At 39.9% G+C, this 24203-nt stretch carries 25 protein-coding genes and 3 pseudogenes; 11 read left to right on the forward strand and 17 right to left on the reverse strand.

What is annotated here, in order from left to right; translation table 11 throughout:
* Window positions 1-31: 31 nt before the first annotated feature.
* From MKP09_RS18420 to MKP09_RS18455, 8 genes are all read right to left on the reverse strand, one after another.
* Window positions 32-604: a c-type cytochrome gene (locus MKP09_RS18420; protein WP_240833316.1), complete on the reverse strand. Its 573-nt coding sequence runs from the start codon at window positions 602-604 to the stop codon at window positions 32-34.
* A gap of 182 nt (window positions 605-786) precedes the next feature.
* Window positions 787-1374, reverse strand: a complete 588-nt coding sequence (locus MKP09_RS18425; protein ID WP_240831779.1) for a DUF3341 domain-containing protein — start codon at window positions 1372-1374, stop codon at window positions 787-789.
* 153 nt (window positions 1375-1527) lie between these two features.
* A complete protein-coding gene (locus tag MKP09_RS18430; protein WP_240831780.1) occupies window positions 1528-2154 on the reverse strand; it encodes a hypothetical protein in 627 nt (208 codons plus the stop codon).
* Window positions 2133-2723: a hypothetical protein gene (locus tag MKP09_RS18435; protein WP_240831781.1), complete on the reverse strand. Its 591-nt coding sequence runs from the start codon at window positions 2721-2723 to the stop codon at window positions 2133-2135. Before MKP09_RS18435 ends, MKP09_RS18430 begins: the two co-directional genes overlap by 22 nt.
* Complete coding sequence (locus MKP09_RS18440) at window positions 2687-2977, reverse strand: hypothetical protein (protein ID WP_240831782.1); 291 nt, start codon at window positions 2975-2977, stop codon at window positions 2687-2689. The genes MKP09_RS18435 and MKP09_RS18440 overlap by 37 nt, the downstream gene beginning before the upstream one ends.
* A 189-nt stretch (window positions 2978-3166) precedes the next feature.
* Window positions 3167-5017, reverse strand: coding sequence for a 4Fe-4S dicluster domain-containing protein (locus MKP09_RS18445; RefSeq protein WP_240831783.1), 1851 nt, complete (start codon window positions 5015-5017; stop codon window positions 3167-3169).
* A complete protein-coding gene (locus MKP09_RS18450; RefSeq protein WP_240831784.1) occupies window positions 4924-6324 on the reverse strand; it encodes a TAT-variant-translocated molybdopterin oxidoreductase in 1401 nt (466 codons plus the stop codon). The genes MKP09_RS18445 and MKP09_RS18450 overlap by 94 nt, the downstream gene beginning before the upstream one ends.
* A gap of 110 nt (window positions 6325-6434) precedes the next feature.
* Window positions 6435-7721 (reverse strand): c-type cytochrome, encoded by a 1287-nt coding sequence (locus tag MKP09_RS18455; protein WP_240831785.1) that lies wholly within the window; start codon window positions 7719-7721, stop codon window positions 6435-6437.
* Window positions 7722-8000: 279 nt separating this feature from the next.
* Between MKP09_RS18455 and MKP09_RS18460 the strand changes: the two genes are divergently transcribed.
* The 6 genes from MKP09_RS18460 (at window position 8001) to MKP09_RS18485 (ending at window position 11502) form a co-directional block, all read left to right on the forward strand.
* Window positions 8001-8321, forward strand: coding sequence for a DUF6787 family protein (locus tag MKP09_RS18460; protein ID WP_240831786.1), 321 nt, complete (start codon window positions 8001-8003; stop codon window positions 8319-8321).
* Between the two features lie 82 nt (window positions 8322-8403).
* The gene (purN, locus tag MKP09_RS18465; protein ID WP_240831787.1) at window positions 8404-8979 is read left to right on the forward strand and encodes a phosphoribosylglycinamide formyltransferase; all 576 of its coding nucleotides are present in this window, start codon (window positions 8404-8406) and stop codon (window positions 8977-8979) included.
* A gap of 125 nt (window positions 8980-9104) precedes the next feature.
* The gene (locus tag MKP09_RS18470) at window positions 9105-9890 is read left to right on the forward strand and encodes a carboxypeptidase-like regulatory domain-containing protein (RefSeq protein WP_240831788.1); all 786 of its coding nucleotides are present in this window, start codon (window positions 9105-9107) and stop codon (window positions 9888-9890) included.
* A gap of 58 nt (window positions 9891-9948) precedes the next feature.
* Complete coding sequence (locus MKP09_RS18475) at window positions 9949-10866, forward strand: N-acyl-D-amino-acid deacylase family protein (protein ID WP_240831789.1); 918 nt, start codon at window positions 9949-9951, stop codon at window positions 10864-10866.
* Window positions 10867-10886: 20 nt separating this feature from the next.
* Window positions 10887-11240, forward strand: a complete 354-nt coding sequence (locus MKP09_RS18480) for a hypothetical protein (protein ID WP_240831790.1) — start codon at window positions 10887-10889, stop codon at window positions 11238-11240.
* Entirely contained in the window at window positions 11212-11502 is a 291-nt protein-coding gene (locus tag MKP09_RS18485; RefSeq protein ID WP_240831791.1) for an amidohydrolase family protein, read from the forward strand. Before MKP09_RS18480 ends, MKP09_RS18485 begins: the two co-directional genes overlap by 29 nt.
* On the opposite strand, the pseudogene MKP09_RS18490 reads toward MKP09_RS18485, so the two are convergent.
* From MKP09_RS18490 to MKP09_RS18515, 6 genes and pseudogenes are all read right to left on the reverse strand, one after another.
* Window positions 11492-12370 (reverse strand): annotated as a pseudogene (locus MKP09_RS18490) (histidine decarboxylase); the annotation flags it as partial. The gene MKP09_RS18485 and the pseudogene MKP09_RS18490 sit on opposite strands and share 11 nt — an antisense overlap.
* Window positions 12265-12633 (reverse strand): hypothetical protein, encoded by a 369-nt coding sequence (locus MKP09_RS18495; RefSeq protein WP_240831792.1) that lies wholly within the window; start codon window positions 12631-12633, stop codon window positions 12265-12267. The pseudogene MKP09_RS18490 and the gene MKP09_RS18495, both read right to left, overlap by 106 nt.
* A 266-nt stretch (window positions 12634-12899) precedes the next feature.
* Window positions 12900-13310, reverse strand: coding sequence for a pirin family protein (locus tag MKP09_RS18500; protein ID WP_240831793.1), 411 nt, complete (start codon window positions 13308-13310; stop codon window positions 12900-12902).
* A gap of 20 nt (window positions 13311-13330) precedes the next feature.
* Window positions 13331-13768: a pirin family protein gene (locus MKP09_RS18505; RefSeq protein ID WP_240831794.1), complete on the reverse strand. Its 438-nt coding sequence runs from the start codon at window positions 13766-13768 to the stop codon at window positions 13331-13333.
* A gap of 143 nt (window positions 13769-13911) precedes the next feature.
* Window positions 13912-14496: a Crp/Fnr family transcriptional regulator gene (locus MKP09_RS18510; RefSeq protein WP_240831795.1), complete on the reverse strand. Its 585-nt coding sequence runs from the start codon at window positions 14494-14496 to the stop codon at window positions 13912-13914.
* Window positions 14497-14526: 30 nt separating this feature from the next.
* Window positions 14527-16515, reverse strand: a complete 1989-nt coding sequence (locus MKP09_RS18515; RefSeq protein ID WP_240831796.1) for an alpha-ketoacid dehydrogenase subunit alpha/beta — start codon at window positions 16513-16515, stop codon at window positions 14527-14529.
* A 452-nt stretch (window positions 16516-16967) separates the two neighbouring features.
* Here MKP09_RS18515 and MKP09_RS28375 point away from each other — a divergent pair.
* From MKP09_RS28375 to MKP09_RS18540, 5 genes and pseudogenes are all read left to right on the forward strand, one after another.
* A pseudogene (locus MKP09_RS28375) lies at window positions 16968-17728 on the forward strand (DUF4421 family protein).
* Window positions 17676-17897, forward strand: coding sequence for a hypothetical protein (locus tag MKP09_RS18525; RefSeq protein ID WP_240831798.1), 222 nt, complete (start codon window positions 17676-17678; stop codon window positions 17895-17897). The pseudogene MKP09_RS28375 and the gene MKP09_RS18525 overlap by 53 nt, the downstream one beginning before the upstream one ends.
* A gap of 66 nt (window positions 17898-17963) precedes the next feature.
* Window positions 17964-20812, forward strand: a pseudogene (gene polA, locus MKP09_RS18530) (DNA polymerase I).
* Between the two features lie 24 nt (window positions 20813-20836).
* Entirely contained in the window at window positions 20837-21733 is an 897-nt protein-coding gene (locus MKP09_RS18535) for a hypothetical protein (RefSeq protein ID WP_240831799.1), read from the forward strand.
* 40 nt (window positions 21734-21773) lie between these two features.
* Window positions 21774-22373, forward strand: a complete 600-nt coding sequence (locus MKP09_RS18540) for a peptide deformylase (protein WP_240831800.1) — start codon at window positions 21774-21776, stop codon at window positions 22371-22373.
* A gap of 121 nt (window positions 22374-22494) precedes the next feature.
* On the opposite strand, the gene MKP09_RS18545 is transcribed toward MKP09_RS18540, so the two are convergent.
* The 3 genes from MKP09_RS18545 to MKP09_RS18555 form a co-directional block, all read right to left on the reverse strand.
* Window positions 22495-23352 carry an ion transporter gene (locus tag MKP09_RS18545; RefSeq protein ID WP_240831801.1) on the reverse strand — a complete coding sequence of 286 codons (858 nt, stop codon included), beginning with the start codon at window positions 23350-23352 and terminating at the stop codon, window positions 22495-22497.
* Between the two features lie 132 nt (window positions 23353-23484).
* Window positions 23485-23886 (reverse strand): Fpg/Nei family DNA glycosylase, encoded by a 402-nt coding sequence (locus tag MKP09_RS18550; RefSeq protein ID WP_317235443.1) that lies wholly within the window; start codon window positions 23884-23886, stop codon window positions 23485-23487.
* Window positions 23838-24140, reverse strand: a complete 303-nt coding sequence (locus tag MKP09_RS18555; RefSeq protein WP_240831803.1) for a DNA-formamidopyrimidine glycosylase family protein — start codon at window positions 24138-24140, stop codon at window positions 23838-23840. The genes MKP09_RS18550 and MKP09_RS18555 overlap by 49 nt, the downstream gene beginning before the upstream one ends.
* Window positions 24141-24203 lie beyond the last annotated feature (63 nt).

A 24203-nucleotide genomic window follows, 5' to 3' on the forward strand; every position in this document is an offset into this window, starting at 1 on the left:
AATAATTAATTCTTAGCCGTTGCTGTGCTATCTACTGCCGGAGCCGCTTCAGCCGGCGCCGCTTTCTTTGTTGTTTTGACTTGATGTAAGCCACCACTTCCCAACGTTGCTTTGGTGTAAGCTGAGATGCATAGCTTCCCATTTGCCCTTTACCATAAGTAACAGAATAAAACATTGTTCCCGACGCCATTGCTATCATTTCGGCATCCATAAAGTTTTTAGGAGCAGCGGTAAATGGACCGTCGCCGCCTTTAAACAGTGGACCGTTACCATCTAAAGCAGCACCGTGGCAAACACCGCAATTGATCAAATAAAGTCTCTCGGCTTCTTTCATATTGATAGTAGCACCGCTATCCAAAGGATTTTTAAGGCTTGCAGACTGAGCATAACCTAACGAATCATGCTTCAGGTCGAAATGAAAATCAAGGTCTTCTTCCCTGGAAACTGTGCCTTCAACCGGTAATCTGTTATAATATATATCTGAATCTTTCAGCTCCTGTGTAGGTGCGTAGGTTTCATATGCTTTACTATAATACATATCAGGCATATATGCTATACCAGGGTCTTTACCAGCGCCACAACCCGCGGCCATCAAGCTTAGCATCACAACTGCTAAAGCCTCACCCCCAACCCCTCTCCTGAAGGAGAGGGAGATTTCAAGCCTCCCAAATTTGCTTTCTTCAAAAATTTTTTACATTTATTCATAAAATAATGTCTGTTCATGTTTGTTCTTCTTCATTCTTGGTCGAGCATACTGTCAACCGTCATCTATCAACTGTCAACTTTTTAAACCTGTGGTACTTTTTTACCAAATCTTACCGTTTCTCTATCGTAGCGGCCAATCCACCAGTCTGCCTCACGATGCTGTATTTCTACACCTTGTGCACCTACACTTTCCAAAAATGCAATAGCTTCTGCTTCGTTTGTTTTATCAGTGCACTCAATTGCCATTGTAAAAGTATCATCGGTACTGCGCAGGTTAAAGTGGTCTTTCTTTACGAAAGGAGCCAACTGGCATAACCAGCAAAAAGTAAGTACCATGCCTACGGCAGAAAATAATACTGTAAGCTCAAACATAATAGGTATCCAGGCAGGTAGCGAAAAGAATGGCTTACCACCAAAGTTGATCTGCCAGTCAAATGCCAGCATCCAGGTAATAAACCCGATCGCGGTAGAAGTACCCGTTATACCATAAATAAAACCGGCAATATGAAGATCAGTATCCTTTAAGCCCATCACCTTATCCAAACCATGAATAGGAAAGGGCGTATACACATCGTGTATTTTGTATCCCGCACGGCGAACCTTTGTTACCGCCGGAAACAACACCTCTTCTTCGTAAAAATTACCTACAACAAATTTTTTAACGTTCATATATTTTTTGTTACTGGTTTCAGGTTGCCAGTTACAGGTTTATGTAAAACTGTAATCTTCAACTTTTCAACCTTTTAACTATTTTCAACTTCTCAACTATCTTTCGGTTACAACTCATTAACAGCAACTTGCAACCGGTAACTTGCAACCTTATTAATGATGATGGCTTTGTTCATGCTCAAAGGCATCGTAAGACTGCGTTTCTACTTTCGTCATATTCTCTTTGTATATATCGCCATTCTTTTTAAGGATATGTTTAATTTCCGCGATAGCAATAACAGGGAAGAATTTAGAGAACAGGAAATAACATGTAAAAAACAAACCAAACGTACCCATGTAGAAACCGATCTCCCAAATTGTTGGCGTGTAATAAGTACTCCACGAACTTGGCAGGTAATCGCGATAAATAGAAGTAACGATGATCACAAACCTTTCAAACCACATACCGATATTTACCAGAATACTCATAAAGAAGGTAACCAGAATATTACGCCTCATTTTGCGGAACCAGAATATCTGAGGAGAAAGTACGTTACAACCCATCATCAACCAATAGCTCCATCCGTAAGGGCTGTTCAGGTTTACACGGTTTTCTTTAAATGCGAACCACTCGTAAGGAGATGCACTATACCATGCAATGAACAACTCTGTCAGATAAGCAATACCCACAATAGAACCAGTCAGTACAATTACCTTATTCATCACATCAATATGCTCCATGGTAATATATTCTTTCAGTCCTAACACTTTACGCGTGATCAATAATAGCGTCTGCACCATTGCAAAACCACTGAATACCGCACCCGCAACGAAGTAAGGAGGAAAGATCGTAGTGTGCCAACCGGAATTACCGATGTAGCAAAGTCAAAAGATACGATCGTGTGTACCGAAAGTACCAACGGTGTAGAAAGACCCGCCAACACCAGCGACAAAGCCTCATGCCTTTGCCAATGCTTTGTACTACCTGTCCATCCGAAAGAAGCCAGACCGTAGAAAAATTTGCTCCATTTCAATTTTGCGCGGTCACGAAGTGTAGCCAGATCCGGTAATAAACCCGAATACCAGAACAACAGCGAAACAGTAAAATAGGTAGAGATCGCAAATACATCCCAAAGCAAGGGTGAGTTAAAGTTCACCCACAATGGTCCACGTGTATTGGGGTAAGGCATTACAAAGAATGCGTTCCACACACGACCCATGTGCCATATCGGAAACTGGCCCGCACACATTACCGCAAAAATCGTCATCGCCTCTGCCGCACGGTTTACACCAGTACGCCAGCCCTGGCGAAATAATAATAAGATAGCAGAGATCAGCGTTCCCGCGTGCGACCAATACCCACCCACCATACGAAGTTGGTAATGTCCCAACCCCAGCCTATGGTTTTATTCAGGTTCCACTGGCCGGTACCATAAACCACATCCATATAAATGGACACAACACCAAAGCCCAATAAGCCCAGCGAGATGATAAAACCAACCCACCATAATTTGCCCGGTTTGGCTTCCACCGGACGACAAATGTCTTCCGTTACATCGTGGTAGGTTTTATTTCCTTCAACCAATGGCGCCCTGGCCTGCGATTCGTATCTGAGTAATGACATAATTATTTATAAAATCTAATAATTAAACTCTAATATCTAAATTCTAATATCTAAGTTCTAATCTTTGTTTGTTCATTTATTGTCCCAGCGTTGGTGCTACTATCAGCAATCTTGCGTCGCACTCTTCAGCTTTTGTACTTCTATCATCAGATTCCCCAAAAGCCTTCCCTTTGGGAAGATTTAGATGGGTTAATGATGCGCACCTGCTGCCGCTTTTTCCTCGTGTTTTTCAGCACCGTGACCTGCTGCCCCGTGTCCACCTTCTGCTTCATGATGCTCATCTCCCTCAATAATTTCATCTGTGTTTCTAACTTTAGCCAGGTAGCTTACGCTAGGTAATACATGCAATTGCTCAAGCGAGTAAAACAAACGTTGAGGATTATTCAACCTGTCCTGGCTTACACGTGTGGTTTTATCATTCACATTACCAAACACGATAGCATCTGCGTTACAAGCCTGCATACAAGCAGTTTTTGCTTCACCATCGCGCAATGGCCTGTTTTCTTTCTTCGCTTCCAACTTAGCATGCTGTGTACGCTGAATACAGAAAGAACATTTTTCCATCACACCTCTTGAACGTACTGTAACATCAGGGTTCAACACCATTCTTGATAATGGATCGTTCATTTGGAATACAACAGGATCCAGTTTACCAACAACTGTCTGATCCTGGTTATCAGGGAAGCTATCTGCACCAGTATAATCCAGCCAGTTAAAGCGACGCACTTTAAACGGACAGTTATTAGCACAATATCTTGTACCGATACAACGGTTATAGGCCATTTGGTTAATACCTTCTTCACTGTGGTTGGTTGCTGCTACCGGACAAACATTCTCGCAAGGAGCATTATCACAATGCTGACACATCATTGGCTGAAACACTACGCCTTTCAAATCATCAGGATTTTCTTCGTCGCTGATGAAATAACGATCGATGCGCAACCAATGCATATCGTGGTAACGAAGTACTTCGCTCTTACCAACAACAGGCACGTTATTTTCAATGTGACAAGCCACTACACATGCACCGCAACCAAAGCATGCGTTCATGTCCACGTTCATTCCCCACTTAAGTCCCGGCGCTTCATGCACGCCATATAAAGTAGCTTCTTTTCTAAAATCTCCGCTTGTTGCAGCAAAAGTTTCTACAAGATGCTCTCTCCATTCTTTAATTTCATTAGGCCTTTTCTTAAAAGTACCCAATGTTGTTTCTCTCAATACTTCAACACGTCCTTCGTAAGAATTATGTATTTGTGTTTGAGCGATCTTTTCTTTTCTTCCAGCATCAGTAACTGTAACATTTGCATTTACAAAGTTTACAGTGTTACCATTAAATGAAGCGAAAGGAAAAGCATTGGCACCTACTCCACCGGCTGTGCGGCCCGTAAAGTCTGCACGACCATAACCCATTGCCACCGCAATAGTGTTCGCATTCATGCCTGGCATAACCAAAATAGGTAATTCAATGCTGGCTTTGCCACTTTGTATTTTAATTACCGGTTTTTCAGGATAGTATTCATAATCAACATCCAATTCTATTCCTAATTCTTTGGCTTTTGCCATAGAAATAAGTGCGTAGTTGCCCCATGTTGCTCTTGTTACCGGATCGGGTAATTCCTGTAACCAGGGATTTGTAGCGCCAATACCAGTTCCAACTCCTACATTTCTATAAATAACTAATTCATCTTTACCTCCTGCAGTTGTAGCCGCTAACGCAACTGCTGCAGTACCTGTTGCAGCACCCGAATAAGATCCACCAGCAGCACCTGCATTTTCTATAATGCCCGCCTGCAGCGCTTTAAGAAATTCAGTTTCGCCACCCAATTTTGCAGTCCAGAATTCTTTATGATAATCATGGTATTCTGTTGCATTGCCACTCCATTTTAACAATGTATCCTGGTAAGCTCTTGTTTTAAACAACGGATTAATAGTCGGCTGAATAAAACTTACGATACCGCTTTTTGGTTCAGCATCTCCCCAGCTTTCCAGGTAATGGTGTGTAGGTAAAATATATTTACACAACTGTGTAGTTTCGTCCATTCTGTCGGTGAACGATACAGATGTTTTAACTTTTTAAGTGCATTTGCAAACCTTGCTCCGTCAAAATAATCATAAGCAGGGTTTGCTCCGTGAATCAGGATCGCTGAAACCTGGCCACTTTCCATTTGCGCAAGCAAATCAGCAAAATCTTTATCAATTGCTTTTGAAGTATTGGAAGTTCTTGAAAAATCGATGGTTGACCCATAAGCTCCGATAGCTCCGTTAATTGCGTTTACAACAGTTTGCACATTTGCATCGTTGCTGCCACAAACAACCAGCCCGCGAGCGCCCGCTGCTTTAAGATCTGCAGCCGCTTTTGAAATACCGGCGCTCAATTTTGCATCCAATGCAGGAGCTGTAGCGCCTCCGCCAATTGCTGCTAATAAAGCTAAAGCAACAGCACCGGTTTGAGAAGGTCTATGCGAAAAACGCTCATCTGCATTAGAACCCGTCATACTTAAATGACCTTCAAAATGATAATGCTTGTTCATTTTGGGGTTCTTCTCATCTATTTTACGGCCTTTGGCATAACCAGAAGCCTGCTCGATCGGGTTTAACCAGGTTCCCAGAAAATCGGCACCCAGACTGATGATTACATCAGCATTTTCAAACTTATAAGTTGGTAAACTTCTTCCAAATCCTGATGCTTCGTTAGCCAGTAACATACCGCTATAACTAACAGTATCATACTGAACAAGGCGGATTTTTGGAAATTTTGAAATAATATCTAAAGTAGAAGGCGAAGTAATAGTATTTGAAAGCAAAACAATTTGACCTGCTACAGCTAATTCAGCACCAATCGTTTTATCTAAATGTTCGTAAGTGCTTTCTTCAAATTTATCTCCAGCCTTTCTTTGAGGAAAACGAAGGCGGTGCGTATCGTATAAATCTAAAACCGAAGCCTGAACCGCTGCAGAAGTACCTCCGTTTGTGAAGCTTGCTTTATCGTTACCTTCAATTTTGATAGGACGGCCATCTCTCACTTTTGCTAAAACAGGCACCACGTCTCCACCCTGCACATATGTAGTTGCGTAATATTTCGCTTCTCCTGGAACAATACTTTCCGGGCGAAAAGCATAAGGAATAGCTTCGCGCACCTTTGTTTTACAGCTTGCAGCTAACGTTGCAGCGGCAGTGCTAAAACCAAGATATTTTAAAAAGTCCCTGCGCGGGGCTTTTGCGTCTAATAAACCTTTACTGTCAAAATCTTCAAAAGGAAGTTCATCGCGAAACTCATCGCGTACGTTCTTCTGAAAATTTTCAGGATCATTTATTTCTCCGAAACCTTGCCAGTACTTCTTACTCATATACCCTAAATCCCTAAAGGGACTTTATAAAATGCTTTTATGCATTTTTGGTTAAAAAATAAAATTCAATTTCATACCTGCCGAAACCACTCCCCTTCAGGGGATGGGGGTTAATAATGACATTTCTGACACTCCAGCCCACCGATATCTTTCACTGTTACGCTATCCATTTTGCCCGACTTAATGTCGCTATGAAACTTCTCATAAATGCTGTAGAACTGATTTCCTCCTGTAGAATCTGTATTAAAGTTCACTTTAGTATTTCTGTGACAGTTAACGCACCAACCCATGCTCAGTTCTGCAAACTGGTGAACTTCGTCCATGCCGGTAATTTCTCCGTGACATGTTTGACACTGAACATTACCTACTCTAATATGCTGACTATGATTAAAGTAAACGTGATCAGGTAGGTTGTGGATCTTAACCCATTCAATTGGTTTCGCTTTCGAAGCATCCCATGCATCAGGATTTGCAGGATCAAAACCTGCGTATTCATATAATTTCTGAATTTCTTTTGTTCCGTCTACAACATTACCATGTTTGTCTTTCAATTCAGCACCGCCATATTTTTGAATGGTTTTGTGGCAGTTCATACACACATTCACTGAAGGAATGGTTGCTGTTTTGCTTTCCCAGGCATTACCATGGCAGTATAAACAGTTGATCTGATTAATACCTGCGTGCACTTTGTGCGAATAGAATATAGGTTGTACTGGTTCGTAATTAACTTGCCTGTTCACATTAATCATTCCTTTGGTACTAAAATATCCTGCTACCATAAATAATACTATGGCGAAAATTGCCAGATAAGTTTTATTACGATAAATAGGCAGCGCAGGCGCAGATTTTACATTTTCCGCATCACGTGAAGCTTTGGAAAGATTGAAGTTTACATATATAAGCACTAAAGCAATCAGAGCCAGGATCAGCGACACAACGCCATACATAATATTATTCTGGCTAGAAGCTTCAGCACCAGCAGCAGCGCCTTCTCCACCACCTTTCGGAGCGTCAAGCTTTCCTGAAAATTTTGCATCTACATATGCCAGGATTGAATTGATCTGCTCTTCGGTAAGGTCAGGAAATGTTTGCATTACTGTACCGCTTATTTTCGATACTTCTACTGCCTTAGGGTAACCTGAAGCAATTAGTTTAGCGTTGTTTTTTATCCACTCATGCAATTTTGCCGGATCTTCCCAACGGCCTTGTACACCTCCCAAAGCGGGTCCTGTGCTGTTAGACTTCATATCAGGAGCGTGACAACTTTGACACTTTCCAACGAATAAAGTCTTCCCTTCATTAACGTTGGCATCTTGCGCAAAAACGGGGGCAAAGGAAAAAAGCAGCGCTATTATAAGTAAGGTTAGTTGGTTCAATAAATACTTATGATTGTTCATAAAACGCATAAAATCTAAAATGTGGATAAAAACCTCTGAACGACTGCAAAAATAAGGTGCGCCGTTAACATTACAGCAACAATTTATAAATTTTTTAAAGCCGCTGCCAGACTGCATTTCAGCCGATTTTTTGATCTTTTTTTGAACTTCAAATTTTGTTTGTCATTAAAAAGTCATCTAAAATACCCCTGAATTGATGTGAATATCTATGCTTAACACGATCAAATTAGCCCATTTTAGCTTATTCAGAAAATGTGTTTTATTTTGCAGCAATCAATCATGTTAAACCGCTTAAAGCAAAAATGGGGCGTTGGCCCTTTCCAATTGTTTTTGATCCTCTGCACATTTGCTATTGGAGGTAGCCTGAGCGGTTATGCAGGCAGATTTCTTTTATCACAGGCGGCGATTGCAAACAGAGCATTATATATTATAGTATATATATTGGTAGTAACACTTATTTGGCCGTTTATGGTTCTTGGAGTAAGTATCGTATTTGGTCAATTTCGTTTCTTTAAAAAATATTTGGGGCAACTGCTTAAAAAAATAACAGGTAGAAACGGTAGTTTGATTTTACTTACATTTTTGTCTGTCTTAAGTTAAGCTAATTATTAAACGAAGCATTTGTTTATCAAAGGGGCATATTTGCAGAATCTTTCCAAAAAGTTAAAATTAATATATAGGGATGAAAACCAGATTAGCCATTTTTGCCAGCGGTGCGGGCAGTAATGCACAAAAAATTATCGATCATTTTAAAAATAGCCCTTTAGCTGAAGTGGCACTTATTGGTTGTAACAAACCTAATGCGGGTGTGTTAAACATAGCAACAAAGGAAAATATAGATTCTTTTATAATTGAAAGAGAACAATATAAAAAAGATGGATATACTGATTTTTTACATGAAAAAAGGATAGATTTTATTATTCTTGCCGGTTTTTTATGGAAAATACCGCAACCTTTAATTGACGCTTACCCACGCAAAATCATCAATATACATCCGGCGCTTTTACCCAATTATGGGGGAAAAGGCATGTACGGCTCGTTTGTGCATGAAGCGGTTATTACTAACAAGGAAAAACAGAGTGGCATTAGCATACATTATGTAGATGAACATTACGACCATGGAGATATTATTTTTCAGGCTACCTGCGATATTGTAACCGGCGACACACCAGATAGTCTTGCTCAAAAGATACACCAACTGGAGCATGAACATTTTCCAAGAGTGATTGAAGAATGGCTAGTAGGAAATAGCAAGTAATTAGTAGGAAAAATTAGCGAGTGGGGTAATACCTACTTGCCACTACCTATTTCCTACTCACTTTCTCCCAACTTTATCAAAGCATTTGCAATTTCTTTGGTTGTTTTGCCGTCCTGATAACTAATTTGAAAAGAATTGTTTTAATATTATTTTTTGTTGCCGGCATTTTGCTGCAGGAGTCTCATGCTCAAATAACAGTGAAGGGAACCGTTTTTGACAGTTCGGGCACATATCCGGTGCAAGCCGTTTCCGTTCTGGCATCCAATGGTAGCGGAACTTTAACCGATGCCCGTGGGGATTACAGCATACGCGTGGCAGAAACTGATTCGATTTGGTTCAGTTACCTTAACAAACCCACGCGGAAATTTCTGGTTAGTAGTATTAAAACTCCTTATGCTTTCAATATTTCTCTGCAAACTTTTGTTGAACTTTTGCCCGGAGTAAAAGCCAGGGTTAGAGATTACAAGCAGGATTCTATTCAAAACAGGCGCGATTATGCCAAGGTTTTTAATTATGAAAAACCAGGCTTAAAGGTGAGTTCGTTAAACGATGGTACTGTTGGTTTTGACCTTACTTCTATTATCGAATCTTTTCAGTTTAGAAAAAATAAACGAATGGCTGCTTTTCAAAACCGATTGATAACAGAGGAGCAGGATGCTTTTATCAGGCATCGTTTTAATAAAGCGCTTATACGTCGTATAACGCAGGTAGATAACGATAGTACAATCAGCCAGTTTATAATTCTTTATCAACCTTCCTTTTTATTTGCTTCTACAGCAAATGATTATACTTTTCATAAATATGTAAAGGATTCTTACGACCGCTTTAAAAGCGGATTAATGCCAAGCCCGATTTGGCTGCAAGGCGCTACCAGCGACGACTCTGTGATCTACAGAAGGTTCGACCAATAAAAATTAAATAAGATAATGTGTAAATTGCGGTATGCGCAATTTAAAATCAACTGCATTTTTGCTGCTCCTTATATCTTCCTTCTGCAGTGCCCAAAAAACCTGCGATATATTAATTCAAAATGGAAAAATCATCGATGGCAGTGGCAATAACTGGTATTATGGTGATGTGGCCATAAAAGATGGGAAAATAGCAGCCTTAGGAAAGTTTCTTCGTTATACTTCTACAAATACTATAAACGCCAGCGGATTAATAGTAGCGCCTGGCTTTATCGATGTGCATACGCATATTGAAGGAGATGAAGCAAAAAATCCTACTGCAGATAATTTTATTTATGACGGCGTTACAACTGTCGTGGCAGGTAATTGTGGTTCATCGAATGTGAACATAAGTAATTATTTAAAATGGATCGATTCCTTAAAATTATCAGTAAATGTTGCTTCGCTCATCGGGCATAATGATGTGCGCAGATCAGTGATGGGCCGGGCCAACAGAGATGCTACATCTGCCGAACTTTTACAAATGCAGACACTGGTAGAAAATGCCATGAAAGGAGGCGCAGTAGGGCTTTCTACAGGATTGATATATATTCCCGGTACTTATAGCAACACAACGGAAATTGTCGCCTTGGCAAAAACTGCGTCTAAATATAATGGCGTTTATGCATCGCACATGCGGGATGAAGGAGATAAGGTTACTGACGCTATTAATGAAGCTATAACCATTGCGCGCGAAGCCAGCATACCCGTTGAAATATCACATTTTAAATTAAGCGGTCAGCAAAATTGGGGACGCAGCAGAGAGACTGTTGCCATGGTTGATAATGCGCGCCAACAAGGACTTGACATAACGATCGATCAATATCCCTATACTGCCAGCAGCACATCTATAAGCACTTTGCTACCTGATGAAATATTGGCTGACGGGCAAGATAGTATCATCGCCCGACTAACAAATTCCGACATAAAAAAAGAGTAATAAAGGAGATGCTTGCTCGATTGAAAAAGAGAAAGTTAAAACATTTTAGTTATGCAGTTGTGGCGAGCTTTCGGCCAGACAGTTCTTTCAACGGAAAAAGTATTGAAGAAATTAACCTGATGATGGGCCGCAGGCACAAGGCAAAAGAAGAAGCTCAAACCATTATTGATATTATGATGAAAGGTGGAGCGAGCGCGGTATTTCATGGCATGGGAGATGAAGATGTGAAATACATCATGCGCTATCCTTTTAATATGTTTGCCAGTGATGCTTCGATTCGCATTTTTAACCAGGGCGTGCCACATCCGCGTGGTTACGGCACTAATGCAAGGGTTTTGCAAATATGTGAGAGAAGAAAAGGTACTGTCACTTGAAGAGGCTATTCGCAGAATGACATCACTTCCTGCACAAAAATTTCAATTTAAAGACAGAGGTCTATTAAAAGAAAACATGGCTGCCGATATTGTAATATTTGATGAAAAGGAAGTGCAGGACCAGGCCACATATAAACAGCCACATGCTTATTCAAAAGGCTTCCACTACATAATAGTAAACGGAAAGTTAACTGTAGATCAAAGCAAACATAATGGAACCCGCGCCGGAATAGCATTATACGGCCCTGGAGTTAACCTGTAAAATCAGGATGTTTGGACCTCATGTGTTTCAATAGCGCACACTTCTTTTTCATATCTGCAACAAAGTTTTCCAGCATCATGCGGGTAACACCGGGCATACATATCACATGGGCTATGTCGCCGTCTGTAGCCAGGCTCCATTTGTTGCAAATTTTTTGAGAAGGTCGTGGTAATACAACAGTTATCGCATGCTCATTTCGCCAGGCGCCAATGCTCATTTTATTCAATTCTTTTGTAAGATAGTCAGCATTCTCCAGGCTTTGCTGCGCGCGTTTCAATAGTCCATTTTTCCCATATTTCTGGATAGCATACCAGATAAAAAGTGGCGTTATAGCATTACGTGAGCCGCTGATGGTGGTGTCGAAAGTTCCGATATAAGGAATAGATCGCCCTACCCTGTCCCGATAGTGTTTCTTCACCAGAATAACTCCGCATGGAATGGGGCTTCCAATAAATTTATGTCCGCTTATTGCAATACTGTCACAACCATGACTAAAATCAAACTGCGATTCGCCAAGTAGGGAAAGATAGGTTCCGGCAAGTGCTGCATCACAATGCAGGTAAGCATTTTTTATAGCATAGCGTTTTAGTATTGCCTGTATTTGGGCAATATCATCCTTGGCCTCTGTCATCGTGGTACCAATATTAGCTAAGATAATGGCTGGCTGGTGGCGATGAAGCTGCAGCGTTTCTTTCAAGTCTTCATAATCCATTTCACCTTTATCGTTAGTGCGAATAACAATGCTTTGCATATTAAGCAGGCTTATGTTTTTCTGAACACTATAATGTGTAGCTTCAGAATAATAAACCATTCCGTCAGGATATAATTCACGGGCAAGATAAAGCGCATATAAATTACCTTCTGATCCGCCATTGGTGACATAGCCCCACCAGTTATTTTCGGGAGCTTTAAAAAGATCCGCAAAAAAGAAAGCACTTCCCGCTCAAAATCATGTGAATTCATATCAGCACTGGAAGGAAGTGTTGGATCCCCGATATTGTTTATTGCAAATTGCAAAAAAGGGTAGAGTTCGCTGTAGTCATAATCGACCGAACAGGGATAACCAATGAAGGTTTTTGATTTTTCGCTAAGCTTTTTATAAAAGTCGTTGAGCTTTTTATTATTGATCACGTTTATAAAGTTTTTAATGCCTGTAACAAGAAACATTTCTCTTGCATCAAGGTCAGAAAATAATATTAGAAATAAAAAGTGGAGAAATGATCCGGCTTAGCGGTGGATCATGGCAAGGCTTTCCATTAGCATCACGTAGTTGATGCGTTTGTCATTAAAAACTTTATAGGGATAATCAGGCCTCATTTGAGATACGAAGGTACATGATTAAAATGGCAATAGCCCATGGTTAAACCACGGGCTATAATTATAACATAAAATGGATGCTAATTCAAAACCCCATACTTTCCATTTTGAAATTCTTCAATTGCTTCATAAATTTCTGCCTGGGTATTCATTACAAAGGGACCGTAGCTTGCAATGGGCTCGTTGATAGGCTCTCCGCTTAATAATAATACTACGCTATCAGCTGTTGCTTCAATTGAGATTTCTTCTCCTTCATTTTTAAACAACACAAAGCTGTGCTCATCAATGCTGGTACCATTTACATTTACACTACCTTCTATCACAAGTAAAGCAGTGTTGTGTGTAGCAGGAACTTTTGTGGAAACATTAGCTCCGCTTTTCAATTTTATATCGAAAAGGTTAACGGGGGTATAAGTTTCCGCGGCTCCTTTATTATCATTAAAATCTCCCGCTATCACATTTACCACTCCTCCCTCATCAGGTAACAACACTTTAGTTATATCATCTTTTGTTAACGCCTGATAATGAGGTGCGACAGATTTATCTTTTTAGGAAGATTGACCCAAAGTTGCACCATTTCAAAAAAGCCACCTTTTGCGGCAAACTTTTCTTCGTGATATTCTTTATGCAAAACTCCGGCTCCTGCGGTCATCCATTGTACATCGCCAGAATTGATAATGCCACTATTCCCTGCGCTATCGTTGTGTGCTACACTTCCTTTATAAGCAATAGTTACCGTTTCAAATCCTTTATGCGGATGAACATCTACGCCGCGGGGCTTATCAGTAGGTGAAAAATTAAACGCTGCCGCAAAATCTAACATCAAAAATGGGCTGATACGGTGTTGCGTTATTCCACCTCGTGGTATGTAATTATACACCCTGAAACCATCACCAACCATTCCTGGTTGTACTGGTCTTTTTACTACTGTTTCAATTATCTTTTTCATTTTATGATCTCCTTTAAAAGCAAAGCTATAACAAAGTGTTGCCGGATAAAATAAACAAGGTTAAGTGAAAAAGTTAAGATAGGTTAATTGATATTACTCCAAAGATCCTATTAAGTTCTATTGATTTTTAGTCAAAAAAATACTCATCCCTTCTTCATCGGCTGGCTCAGCATTTTACTCATAAACTCCGGAGTAATACCAATATACGAGGCTATGTATTTTTGGGGAAGTGTTTGTATCAGGGTGGGATATCTTTTACAAAAATTAGTATAGCGCTCAGCAGCTGTCAGGCTAAGTGCATCTATCAGGCGTTGTTGAAATGTGGCAAGCGATCTTTCCGCTAATATTCTAAAGTAGCGCTCCATCTTCGGAACTGCAATATACATTTGTTCCACATCTGTGTGATTTAATAAAAACGCCTCGCTGTCTTCAATAGCATCTATGCTAATTCCCGAAGGTGTAACATTTAAAAAACTTTGCATGTCTGCAATCCACCAACCCGCCGGTGCAAACTGAAGTATATGTTCAGTTCCATTTTTATCAATAGAATAACTACGTAAACAACCACTTTTTACAAATGCCACATGTTGTTGTATATCTCCTTCCTGATGCAAAAAATTCTTCTTTTTAAGCTTCCTGGTTTTAAGCAACGCAGTAATGAGTTTCTTTTCATTATCGTTAATAGGAACGCGATTTGAAATGCTTTGTATTAAAAGTTCGTAGTCCATAGTAAAAAATGTGAATGACGGTTTTTATTTTTAAAAGTTTAAAAGCTGCTGAATCGTCTCATGCAATCTACCTCTTGCCATAAAGTTAGCCTCTAGTTCTTTATTAAAAGGGATCGGTGTATCGAGCGACGCACAGCGCATAACCGGCGCATCCAGCATGTTAAAGCAATGCTCGTTGACCCACGCTGCTATTTCAGCACCAACACCACCGGTTAAAGTATCTTCATGCAACACTAAAACGCGGCCCGTTTTTTCAACCATTTTTTCAATTGTCTCATAATCTAACGGCAACAAAGTTCTAAGATCAAGAATGGCTATAGAAATTTCCGGATGTTCAGATGCGTAATCGGCTGCCCAAATTACACCCATCCCGTAAGTAATAATTAATAGGTCTTCTCCAGTCTGAACAATGCTTGCCTTGCCGATCTCTACTTCATACATATCGTTCGGAACAGGGCCCGATATACTTCTGTATAGCGCCTTATGTTCAAAAAATAAAACTGGGTTGGGATCATTGATCGCCGCAATCAATAAGCCTTTTGCATCGCGCGGTGTAGATGGGTACACAATTTTCAAACCCGGCACATGTGCAAACCAGGCTTCGTTGCTCTGGCTATGAAACGGGCCTGCGCCAACGCCACCGCCGGTTGGCATTCTTATTACAACCTGGGCGCTTTGTCCCCAGCGATAATGAATTTTAGCCAGGTTGTTTACAATTTGGTTGAATGCCATCGTTGCAAAATCGGCAAACTGCATTTCAACAACTGCTTTGTAACCTTCTAGTGAAAGGCCAAGCGCAGCGCCTATTACAGCGCTTTCGCATATAGGCGTGTTTCTGATTCTTTCTTTTCCAAACGCCTCAACAAAACCTTCCGTAACTTTAAAAGCGCCGCCATATGCTGCAATATCCTGGCCCATCAATATTACATTTTCATCTTCCTTTAAAGATTGATGCAGGCCTTCTTTTATCGCTTCGATGAACCGCTTTTCAGATACATTGTTTTCATCAACATTCAGGAGTAACTCACTTTGTTCGTGCGCTGCATAAACATCAGCTATTTCCATTGAAGAGCTAATCGATATGGGAGCCGCTTTTATGTCGGCCAAAGCAAGTTCTTCTTCTATATTCTTTTTTATGCTATCGCGAATAGCCCCAATACCTTCCTCGTCAATAACATTTTGATCTTGCAGATATACTTCAAAGTTTTTTATCGGGTCTTTCCTTTCCCAAAGAGCAAACAATTCCTGAGGTACATACTTTGTTCCGCTTGCTTCCTCATGTCCGCGCATCCTAAATGTTGTACATTCAATCAAGTATGGTTTTTGATTTTTTATACAGTGCTCCCTCACACCTTTAACAGTTTCATATACCGACAAAATATTATTCCCGTCTATAGTAACGGCGTCCATGCCATAACCTTTTGCTTTATCGGCAAGATTAATGCAACGATACTGTTGCTTTACAGGTGTACTAAGCGCGTAGCCATTATTTTCTATCAAAAAAATAACCGGCAAATCCCAAACGGCAGCGATGTTTAATGCCTCATGAAAATCTCCTTCACTGGTGCCGCCTTCGCCGGTAAAAGCAAGCGACACTTTATTTTTTTGTTGAAGTTTGTATGCAAGAGCCACCCCATCTGCAATGGCCAATTGAGGACCTAAATGAGATATCATTCCGCATATATGATGCTCTTGGCTTCCAAAATGAAAACTACGTTCGCGCCCTTTGCTGTATCCATTTTTATTACCCTGCCACTGATTAAACAATTGATGTAAAGGCATGTTGCGCGCAGTAAACACGCCTAAATTTCTATGCAAAGGCATGATCCATTCATCTTGCTGAAGCGCTAAAGTTGCTCCAACGGCAATCGCTTCCTGTCCAATACCACTGAACCATTTGCTTATTTTGCCCTGCCTTAAAAGTACCAGCATTTTTTCTTCGATAAGCCTGGGGTAAATAAGGCTTCGGTACATTTGAAGCAATTGCGTATTGGAAAGATTTTTTCTATCGAAAAGCATATTGCAATGTAGGATTTTTTGATGTACGATGTGTGATGTACAGTGTATGTCGAATGTACGTACATCAATGTTGCTTTAGTTAATCACCGATTTTTATTGGCCCGGCTGAAGAATATGTGGCAGCTTCGTTGCGTCGCACTCTTCAACTGTAGTAGCACAGATGGGCAATTTTAACTAAAGCAACATTGGCTCGTACATCGTACATTGTTGAGATATATTCATCAGTACAAGGGAGTGACACAACACCGATGCCACATATTCTGCTGCTGTTATAAAAATTGGTATACACATGTTTATTTATTGTATTTTGTGAGTAATATTCGTATGAAAAAATTAATCGCGGCTTTATCCTTTTTTTATGGGTTCATGAGCTTAATGCCCAATACCAGGCAGAGCGGTATGATACCAGCTATTATATTTCTTACCGGGATAAGCTAACCCTCGGAACGCAGTTGGTAAAAAAGAATACTGCCTTTAAAATGAATGCGCCCGATGCTGCACATTCGTTCAGATACCAAAGCAACAGCCCCGGAAGATTTGGCTTTTCGGGCGGCCACGATTTTTTAACGCTGGCCGGAACCTTTGGCGTTGGCACTATTGACCCCCTTTATTCAAAAGAAAAAGGTAAAACCAAACAGCTGAATTTGCAATTGGCTATTACGGGTCGAAAAATTTTGGCGGATATTTATTTTCAAAAGTATAAAGGCTTGTACGCGGATGCGGATAATTTTTCTGTTTTTAATAATGGCAATTTTTATATACGGCCTGATATTGAAACAAGGCTGTACGGAACAACCGTAACGCTTATTGATAAGAGCCGAAAGTTTACAGCACAGGCCCCGTTTCTACTTGATGCGAGGCAGAAGAAGTCCGCAGGGTCAATACTATATGGCGGTGAGTTTTTTACGGATCGGCAAAAGCAGACAGCGCTTTTATACCATCATTGCTAGCAGACAGCTATCCTCATTCTGATGTTTCGAAAATAAACTTTATAACTTTCGGGCCCGGCATAGGCTATGGCTACACTTTCGTTGCTAAAGAACATTTTTTTATAACTGCGATGGCATCCTTTAATGCTGATGTAAGCTACATTAAAGAATGGAACACCAGTAATGACCTGGATATAAACTGGAGATTCAATCCTAACATAAAAGCGAAGGGTGCCATTGGCTATAATGCTGACAAATGGAATAGCTGCTTCATATATCTCTAACCGTCTGTTTTTTAAAGCAACTGAAACGGATGGCCGCTACCTCAATTATAATGATAATTATAAGTTGATGTACGTACGGCGCATTAATGCAGGTAAAACCATTCCAAAAATTACCGGCTTCGCTAAGAAAATCATTAATAAAGTAGGGTTGGGATTTTTGGTGAATTAATCACCGCTTCTTCAATATTCAGCATTTTTTATTTTTCATTTTTTATTAACGCTTACCTTAGCGTTTATGGAAAAGAAGTTGTTTCTGTTAGATGCTTATGCGCTGGTGTTTCGCGCTTATTACGCCTTGATACGAAGTCCGCGTATTACCAGTAAAAATAAAAACACCAATGCCCAGTTTGGGTTTACCAATACATTAGTGGAGTTGCTGAATAAGCAAAAGCCCACTCACATGGCGGTTTGTTTTGATACGCATGCGCCTACTGAGCGTCATACAGATTATGCAGCATATAAAGCCAATCGTCAGGAAACGCCCGAAGATATTCTAATTGCTGTTCCTGATATTAAACGAATTATTAAAGGTTTTAATATTCCATGTGTGGAAACCGATGGTTTTGAAGCCGATGATGTGATAGGAACTTTAGCTAAAAAAGCAGCAGCGGAAGGATATGATGTTTTTATGGTAACGCCAGATAAGGATTATGGGCAGTTAGTCTCTGAAAAAATAAAAATATATAAACCCGGTTATCAGGGAGGCGATGTGGAAATAATGGGGCCGGAAGAAGTGTGCGCTAAATGGAACATCAAAAATGTGTCGCAGGTAATTGATGTGCTTGGATTGATGGGTGACGCAGTGGATAATATTCCGGGCATTGCAGGTGTTGGCGAAAAGACGGCGGCCAAATTATTGGCCGAATATGAAACATTGGAAAATGTTGTTGCTAATGCCGAAAACATAAAAGGAGCCTTGGGTAAAAAAGTAGTGGAGGGAAAAGACCTGGCCATACTGTCTAAAAAGCTGGCTACAATTATTACTGATGTTCCTGTTGAGTTTCATGAAGAAGAATTTAAAGTGAAGGAATGGAATAAAGACGCCTTGAAAGAAATTTTTGGCGAGTTGGAATTCAGAACGCTTGGTAAAAGGTTACTGGGTGAAGAAGTGGAAGCCGCTGCTGGCGCTGCTTCTGCCACAGATAAGAAAGCAACAGGCAAAAGCCTTCAAATTGATTTGTTTGGCAACGTAATTGGCGGAGAAGAAGACAGCACAGCTGCTCCTGTAATTGAAAATGATGACACGCCAACATTTTCAACATTAAAAAAATTGAGCGATGTGCCACACGAATATATAGCTGTTACTGACGCCGAAGCTGTGGCAAACCTGGTGCAACAACTTTCTACTTTTGATGAAATTTGTTTTGACACAGAAACAACAAATATTGATGCAAACCTTGCAGAGTTAGTGGGCATGAGCTTTTCGGTAAAACCAGGCGAAGCTTACTGGGTGCCTTGTTCGGCAGACAGAGCCGAAACGGACAATGTTCTTGCTGCATTTAAGCCTCTTTTTGAAGATGATACTAAAACATGGATCGGGCAAAACCTGAAATATGATTTGCTGGTGATGAAATGGTATGAGGTGGAATTTAAAGGAAAGTTATTCGATACTATGCTGGCGCATTACGTAATTGAACCTGACGGAAAACGCAGCATGGATCAGCTTAGCGCAAAATATTTAGGTTACGAGCCGATACCTATTGATGAACTGATTGGAAAGAAAGGGAAAACCCAGGGAACGATGCGCGATGTGGAGTTGGAAAAGATAACCGATTACGCCGCGGAAGATGCTGATATAACCTTACAGTTGAAAGAAGTATTTACGCCCATGCTTGCTAAAAAAGAAGTGCAGCGTGTATTTGATGAAGTGGAAAATCCGCTGCTGCGCGTACTTACCGACATGGAATTTGAAGGAGTACGTGTGGATGAAGGTTTTTTAAACGCTTATTCTAAAGATTTAGAAAAAGATGCAATTGAAGCAGAGAAAAAGGTATTTGAAATTGCCGGTGTGCGTTTCAACCTTGCATCACCGAAACAGTTGGGAGAAGTATTGTTTGATAAACTGAAGTTAGATCCATCAGCTAAAAAAACTAAAACCGGCCAATATCAAACGGGTGAAGATGTATTACAAAAGCTGGCTACCAAAGGACATGGTATTGCTGAGGAAATACTCACCTTTAGAGAATTGACTAAACTAAAATCTACTTATGTTGATTCACTGCCGCAGCTGATCAATCCAAAAACCGGGCGTGTGCATACTACTTATGGACAAGCGGTTGCTGTAACGGGAAGATTGGCGAGCAATAATCCCAACCTGCAAAATATTCCAGTTAGAACCGATCGTGGCAAAGAAATCCGTAAAGCATTTATTCCGCGTGACGCAGGCCACGTGCTACTTTCAGCCGATTACTCGCAAATAGAACTACGCATTGTTGCCGGCATAAGCGGAGATGAAAATATGGTAAAAGCTTTTAAGAGCGGCATCGATATTCATACGGCAACGGCCGCACAGGTGTTCAATGTATCACCTGAGGAAGTAACTAAAGAGATGCGTTATAAAGCCAAGAGTGTCAACTTCGGTATTATTTACGGACAAGGAGCTTTCGGCCTTGCCGATAATTTAGGTATTTCAAGAACTGAAGCCAAAGCTATCATTGATAGTTATAAAAAAGAATTTAGCGGCATTCAGCGTTATATGGATGACACGATCAATTTTGCACGCGAAAATGGTTATGTGCAAACGCTGATGGGCCGTAAGCGCTGGTTGAAAGATATCAATTCCGGCAACTTTACGGTGCGCGGTTTTGCCGAGCGAAATGCTATCAACTCCCTATACAGGGCACTGCCGCAGATATGATCAAACTGGCAATGCAAAAAGTACATAGTGCTATGAAGAAAGCTGGCATGAAAAGTAAAATGATATTGCAGGTGCATGATGAATTGATATTTGACACGGTGCGTGAAGAAGTAAAAGAATTAAAGCCCTTGATATTAGAAAACATGGAAGCCGCGCTGCCGCTTCCTTTTGGCGTGCCCGTTATTGCTGAGTGCGGCGAGGGGGAGAATTGGCTGGAAGCGCATTAGTGCATATTCAAAACCGCCTCATAAATGAATGTCTTTAAAGAGAAGTTTGAAATTGCAGGTAAGCCTTTTTTATTTATTGCCATATCCTATATTTTGGGATATAGCTTTTTACACTGGCTGCTTTATCTTAAATATTACTTGATTCCTGTAAAAGAAATTATTTTCGGTTATTGGATTCCTTTTTTGCTTGTATGGATACCAATATATATATGGTTAAAGCCGAAACTTAAAAAACTTTCTTTCAAAAAGAAGGATACCGTATTTAGGCTGATGGGTTTAGCGGCCTTCATGATTGCAATATCAACAATAGTAGTGCAATATTATATTGAAACTGCTACTGGAGTACTAACAGAGCTGACCTCCATTAAAGAATATCCTAATAAACCTGTTACAAAATATTATAGCACGAAGAATTATTTTATAGGCAGAGAATTTAAAGGTGTAAACTATTATACCAAAGTTTCAGGGAAACGAAATCGAACATACACAATGTATGCAGTAATAGCCGTACCTATATTTGAAGCAGTCGGTGACACAATGGTTCAACGTAGTTGTAGTTATTGGTTAGTACATAAATATCAAAAGAATATTAGTAACAGAAAAAGCTTTGAAGAAAAGCAGCAAATATTTGAGGATTTTAAAAAGGGAAGTATTTCAAATTTTGATACACTTCAACTAAATAATATTAACTATTTGGAACGCATAGGAAATGTAGATTTATTCGATGTTTATGAAAGAGCGATATACGCATCAAGTATAGAAGTACCATATCGACCAGTATTTTTTTCAATGAAAACAACCTCATTTAGTAATAGAAATGGTAATAAGTTGTTGTGGTCTTTAGTAACATTTTTTATGCTGTGCAGCATTTGGATGCTTGCTCTATACTTAGCAAAATTGAAAAATGAGAACGAAAAATAAATATATGCGAATAATTTTTTGTCTGATACTAATGCTAGTAATGATAAATATAAACGCTCAAAGTTTTACTGACGCAGAAAAGAAAATCATTCTTGGTGGCGACACAAATACTATGTTACGTGTGATACCACTTACGGAACCGGCGGGAGCGAAAGCGCTTAAAGCCGTGTCAAAAGACATTTCGTTTAATGATGCCTTACTTCCAATTTTAAAAAGGCGAATGTTGAAATCGGTACTGGATAGTAGCCGCAGAGGCGTGGGTATTGCGGCGCCGCAGGTGGGCATTAACCGTAATCTTATTTGGGTGCAACGCTTCGATAAACCTGGTCAGCCATTTGAATTTTATATTAATCCTAAAATTGTTTGGAGGTCTTCCATTTTATGCCAGGGACCAGAAGGAGATCTTTCGTTTGAAGGCAGCGGAGATGTGATCCGAAATTTTTCAATAATGATTTCCTATACTGATATACAGGGAACACAACATTTGGAAATGCTGGAAGATTTTTCAGCTATTATCTTTCAGCATGAAACCGATCATTTGTTTGGCACTTTATTTACCGACAGATTAGAAGAGCAAAAAAACAAGAAGTACACGCCTTTCAGGCCGGTAAGAGCAAAAGCTTTGTTGATTGAAAACTGATATTGCCTATCTATAACGGATGTGCAATTGCGTAGAATATATAGGATGCCATTTGCAGTATAGCACAAGCGAGCGTGGCAAGGAAGATGAATAGTATTCAACTGCTGGCAAAAAAATAAATTTACTTTTTTGCAGGTTTTGTATCAAGCGCTTCGCCACAATTTTTACAAAACAACGCATCTTCTGCATGGTTTTTATTATCGCAGTTTTCACAAACTCTGTCATCATTATCCATATCCTTATATTGCCTTACCAGCGATGCAGACATAATACCGGTTGGTACTGCAATGATGGCGTAACCAAGAATCATAATAAACGATGCGATGATTTTGCCCAGTGCTGTCATTGGAGCCACATCGCCGTAACCAACTGTAGTAATGGTTACAATGGCCCAGTAAATACTTTGCGGTATGCTATGAAAACCCGGATTATGCTCATACTCTAACACATACATTACCGAGCCTAAAAAAACGGTAAGCAATATAATAAAAAACAGAAACACCAATATTTTGTTAAAGCTGCGCAACAACGACAATAACATATAGCGGCTTTCGTCTAAGAAGCGCACCATTCGGAATATTCTGAACACACGTAGCAAGCGGAAAGAGCGTATAACCATGAGCATGTGCCAGTTGGGCAGGAAAAATTCTGCGTAAGAAGGTATAATAGCCAACAGATCGATTACTCCGTAAAAACTTTTAGCATACCGCTTTGCTTCGCGCACACAGTAAAGTCGCAACAAGTATTCGATAGTGAACACCACCATGAAGAAATAATCAAGTATGTTGAATATTTTATCAAAAGCGATGGCAATGGGTTCAACGCTTTCAAGGATCAACAATATGATATTAAGCAGAATAATGATGATAAGGCTTATATCAAATGCTCTTCCTGCGCCGGTATTGCTTTGAAAAATAATAATATAGATCTTTCTTCGCAATGTGTATTGTTCTTCAGGAATATTATGATCCTGCAGCACATCGTGTTTATCTGGTATTATTCGAAAAAAGACATAGGTTAAGATACTAAACTATTAGTATTTAATAATAACGCTTTTGCTTACGTTCGCTAAAATATATCTTACGTTTTGTTTTAGAAAGATATTTTGTAGTTATTTCATTGCCGTCATCATCGTGATCTTTTTGATAAGCTTTAAAATCATTATTGTGTCCGGTTTTTTCAAGATTTTTATAAAACTTTTTGCATATCTACGAACAGCGGTAATCAATTTGGCTAAAGCTGTCGGAGGAATTTTTGCTACCTTACTGAATGGATGTACGCCTGCCCTGTATAAAGCTTCCACCCGAATTTTATTACCAACACCAGCGAATATTTGCTGATCCATGAGCAAATCTCCGATGTCCTTATCTGGCTTATTTTTCAAAAGCTTTTTTACATACGCGGCGCTAAAGTCAGGACTTAAAATATCCGTACGTGGATCGAAAAGCGGTTCATCGGTTTTGTCTATTTTTTTACGCTGACAACATAACCGTTGATCTCGCCTTTTGCAAATTCCAGGAAAAACTTTCGATTTACCTTCTTACGTTCATTTACCAGTACATCTCCAAAAAGGCCGAGGTGCAATTGCACAAAGCCATTTAAAAAGATCAAATACAAATGCTTTCCATGTGTCTGAATATCCTTGAGCTTTTTGCCTTCCATCCATTTTGCAGGCATCTTGCCATAGCCACCCGCCTTTTTCACAACTTTGCCTATAAAAGGTTGGAGTTCTTTTTTAAGTAATAGTATGGAAGGACCTTCGGGCATAATATTGCTTTTTATCTTATTTACAATTTTTAAGCCTAAAAAATCCTTACAGTATAATTACCG

Source organism: Paraniabella ginsengisoli (assembly GCF_022513635.1).
GTDB classification, from domain to species: Bacteria; Bacteroidota; Bacteroidia; order Chitinophagales; family Chitinophagaceae; genus Niabella; species Niabella ginsengisoli.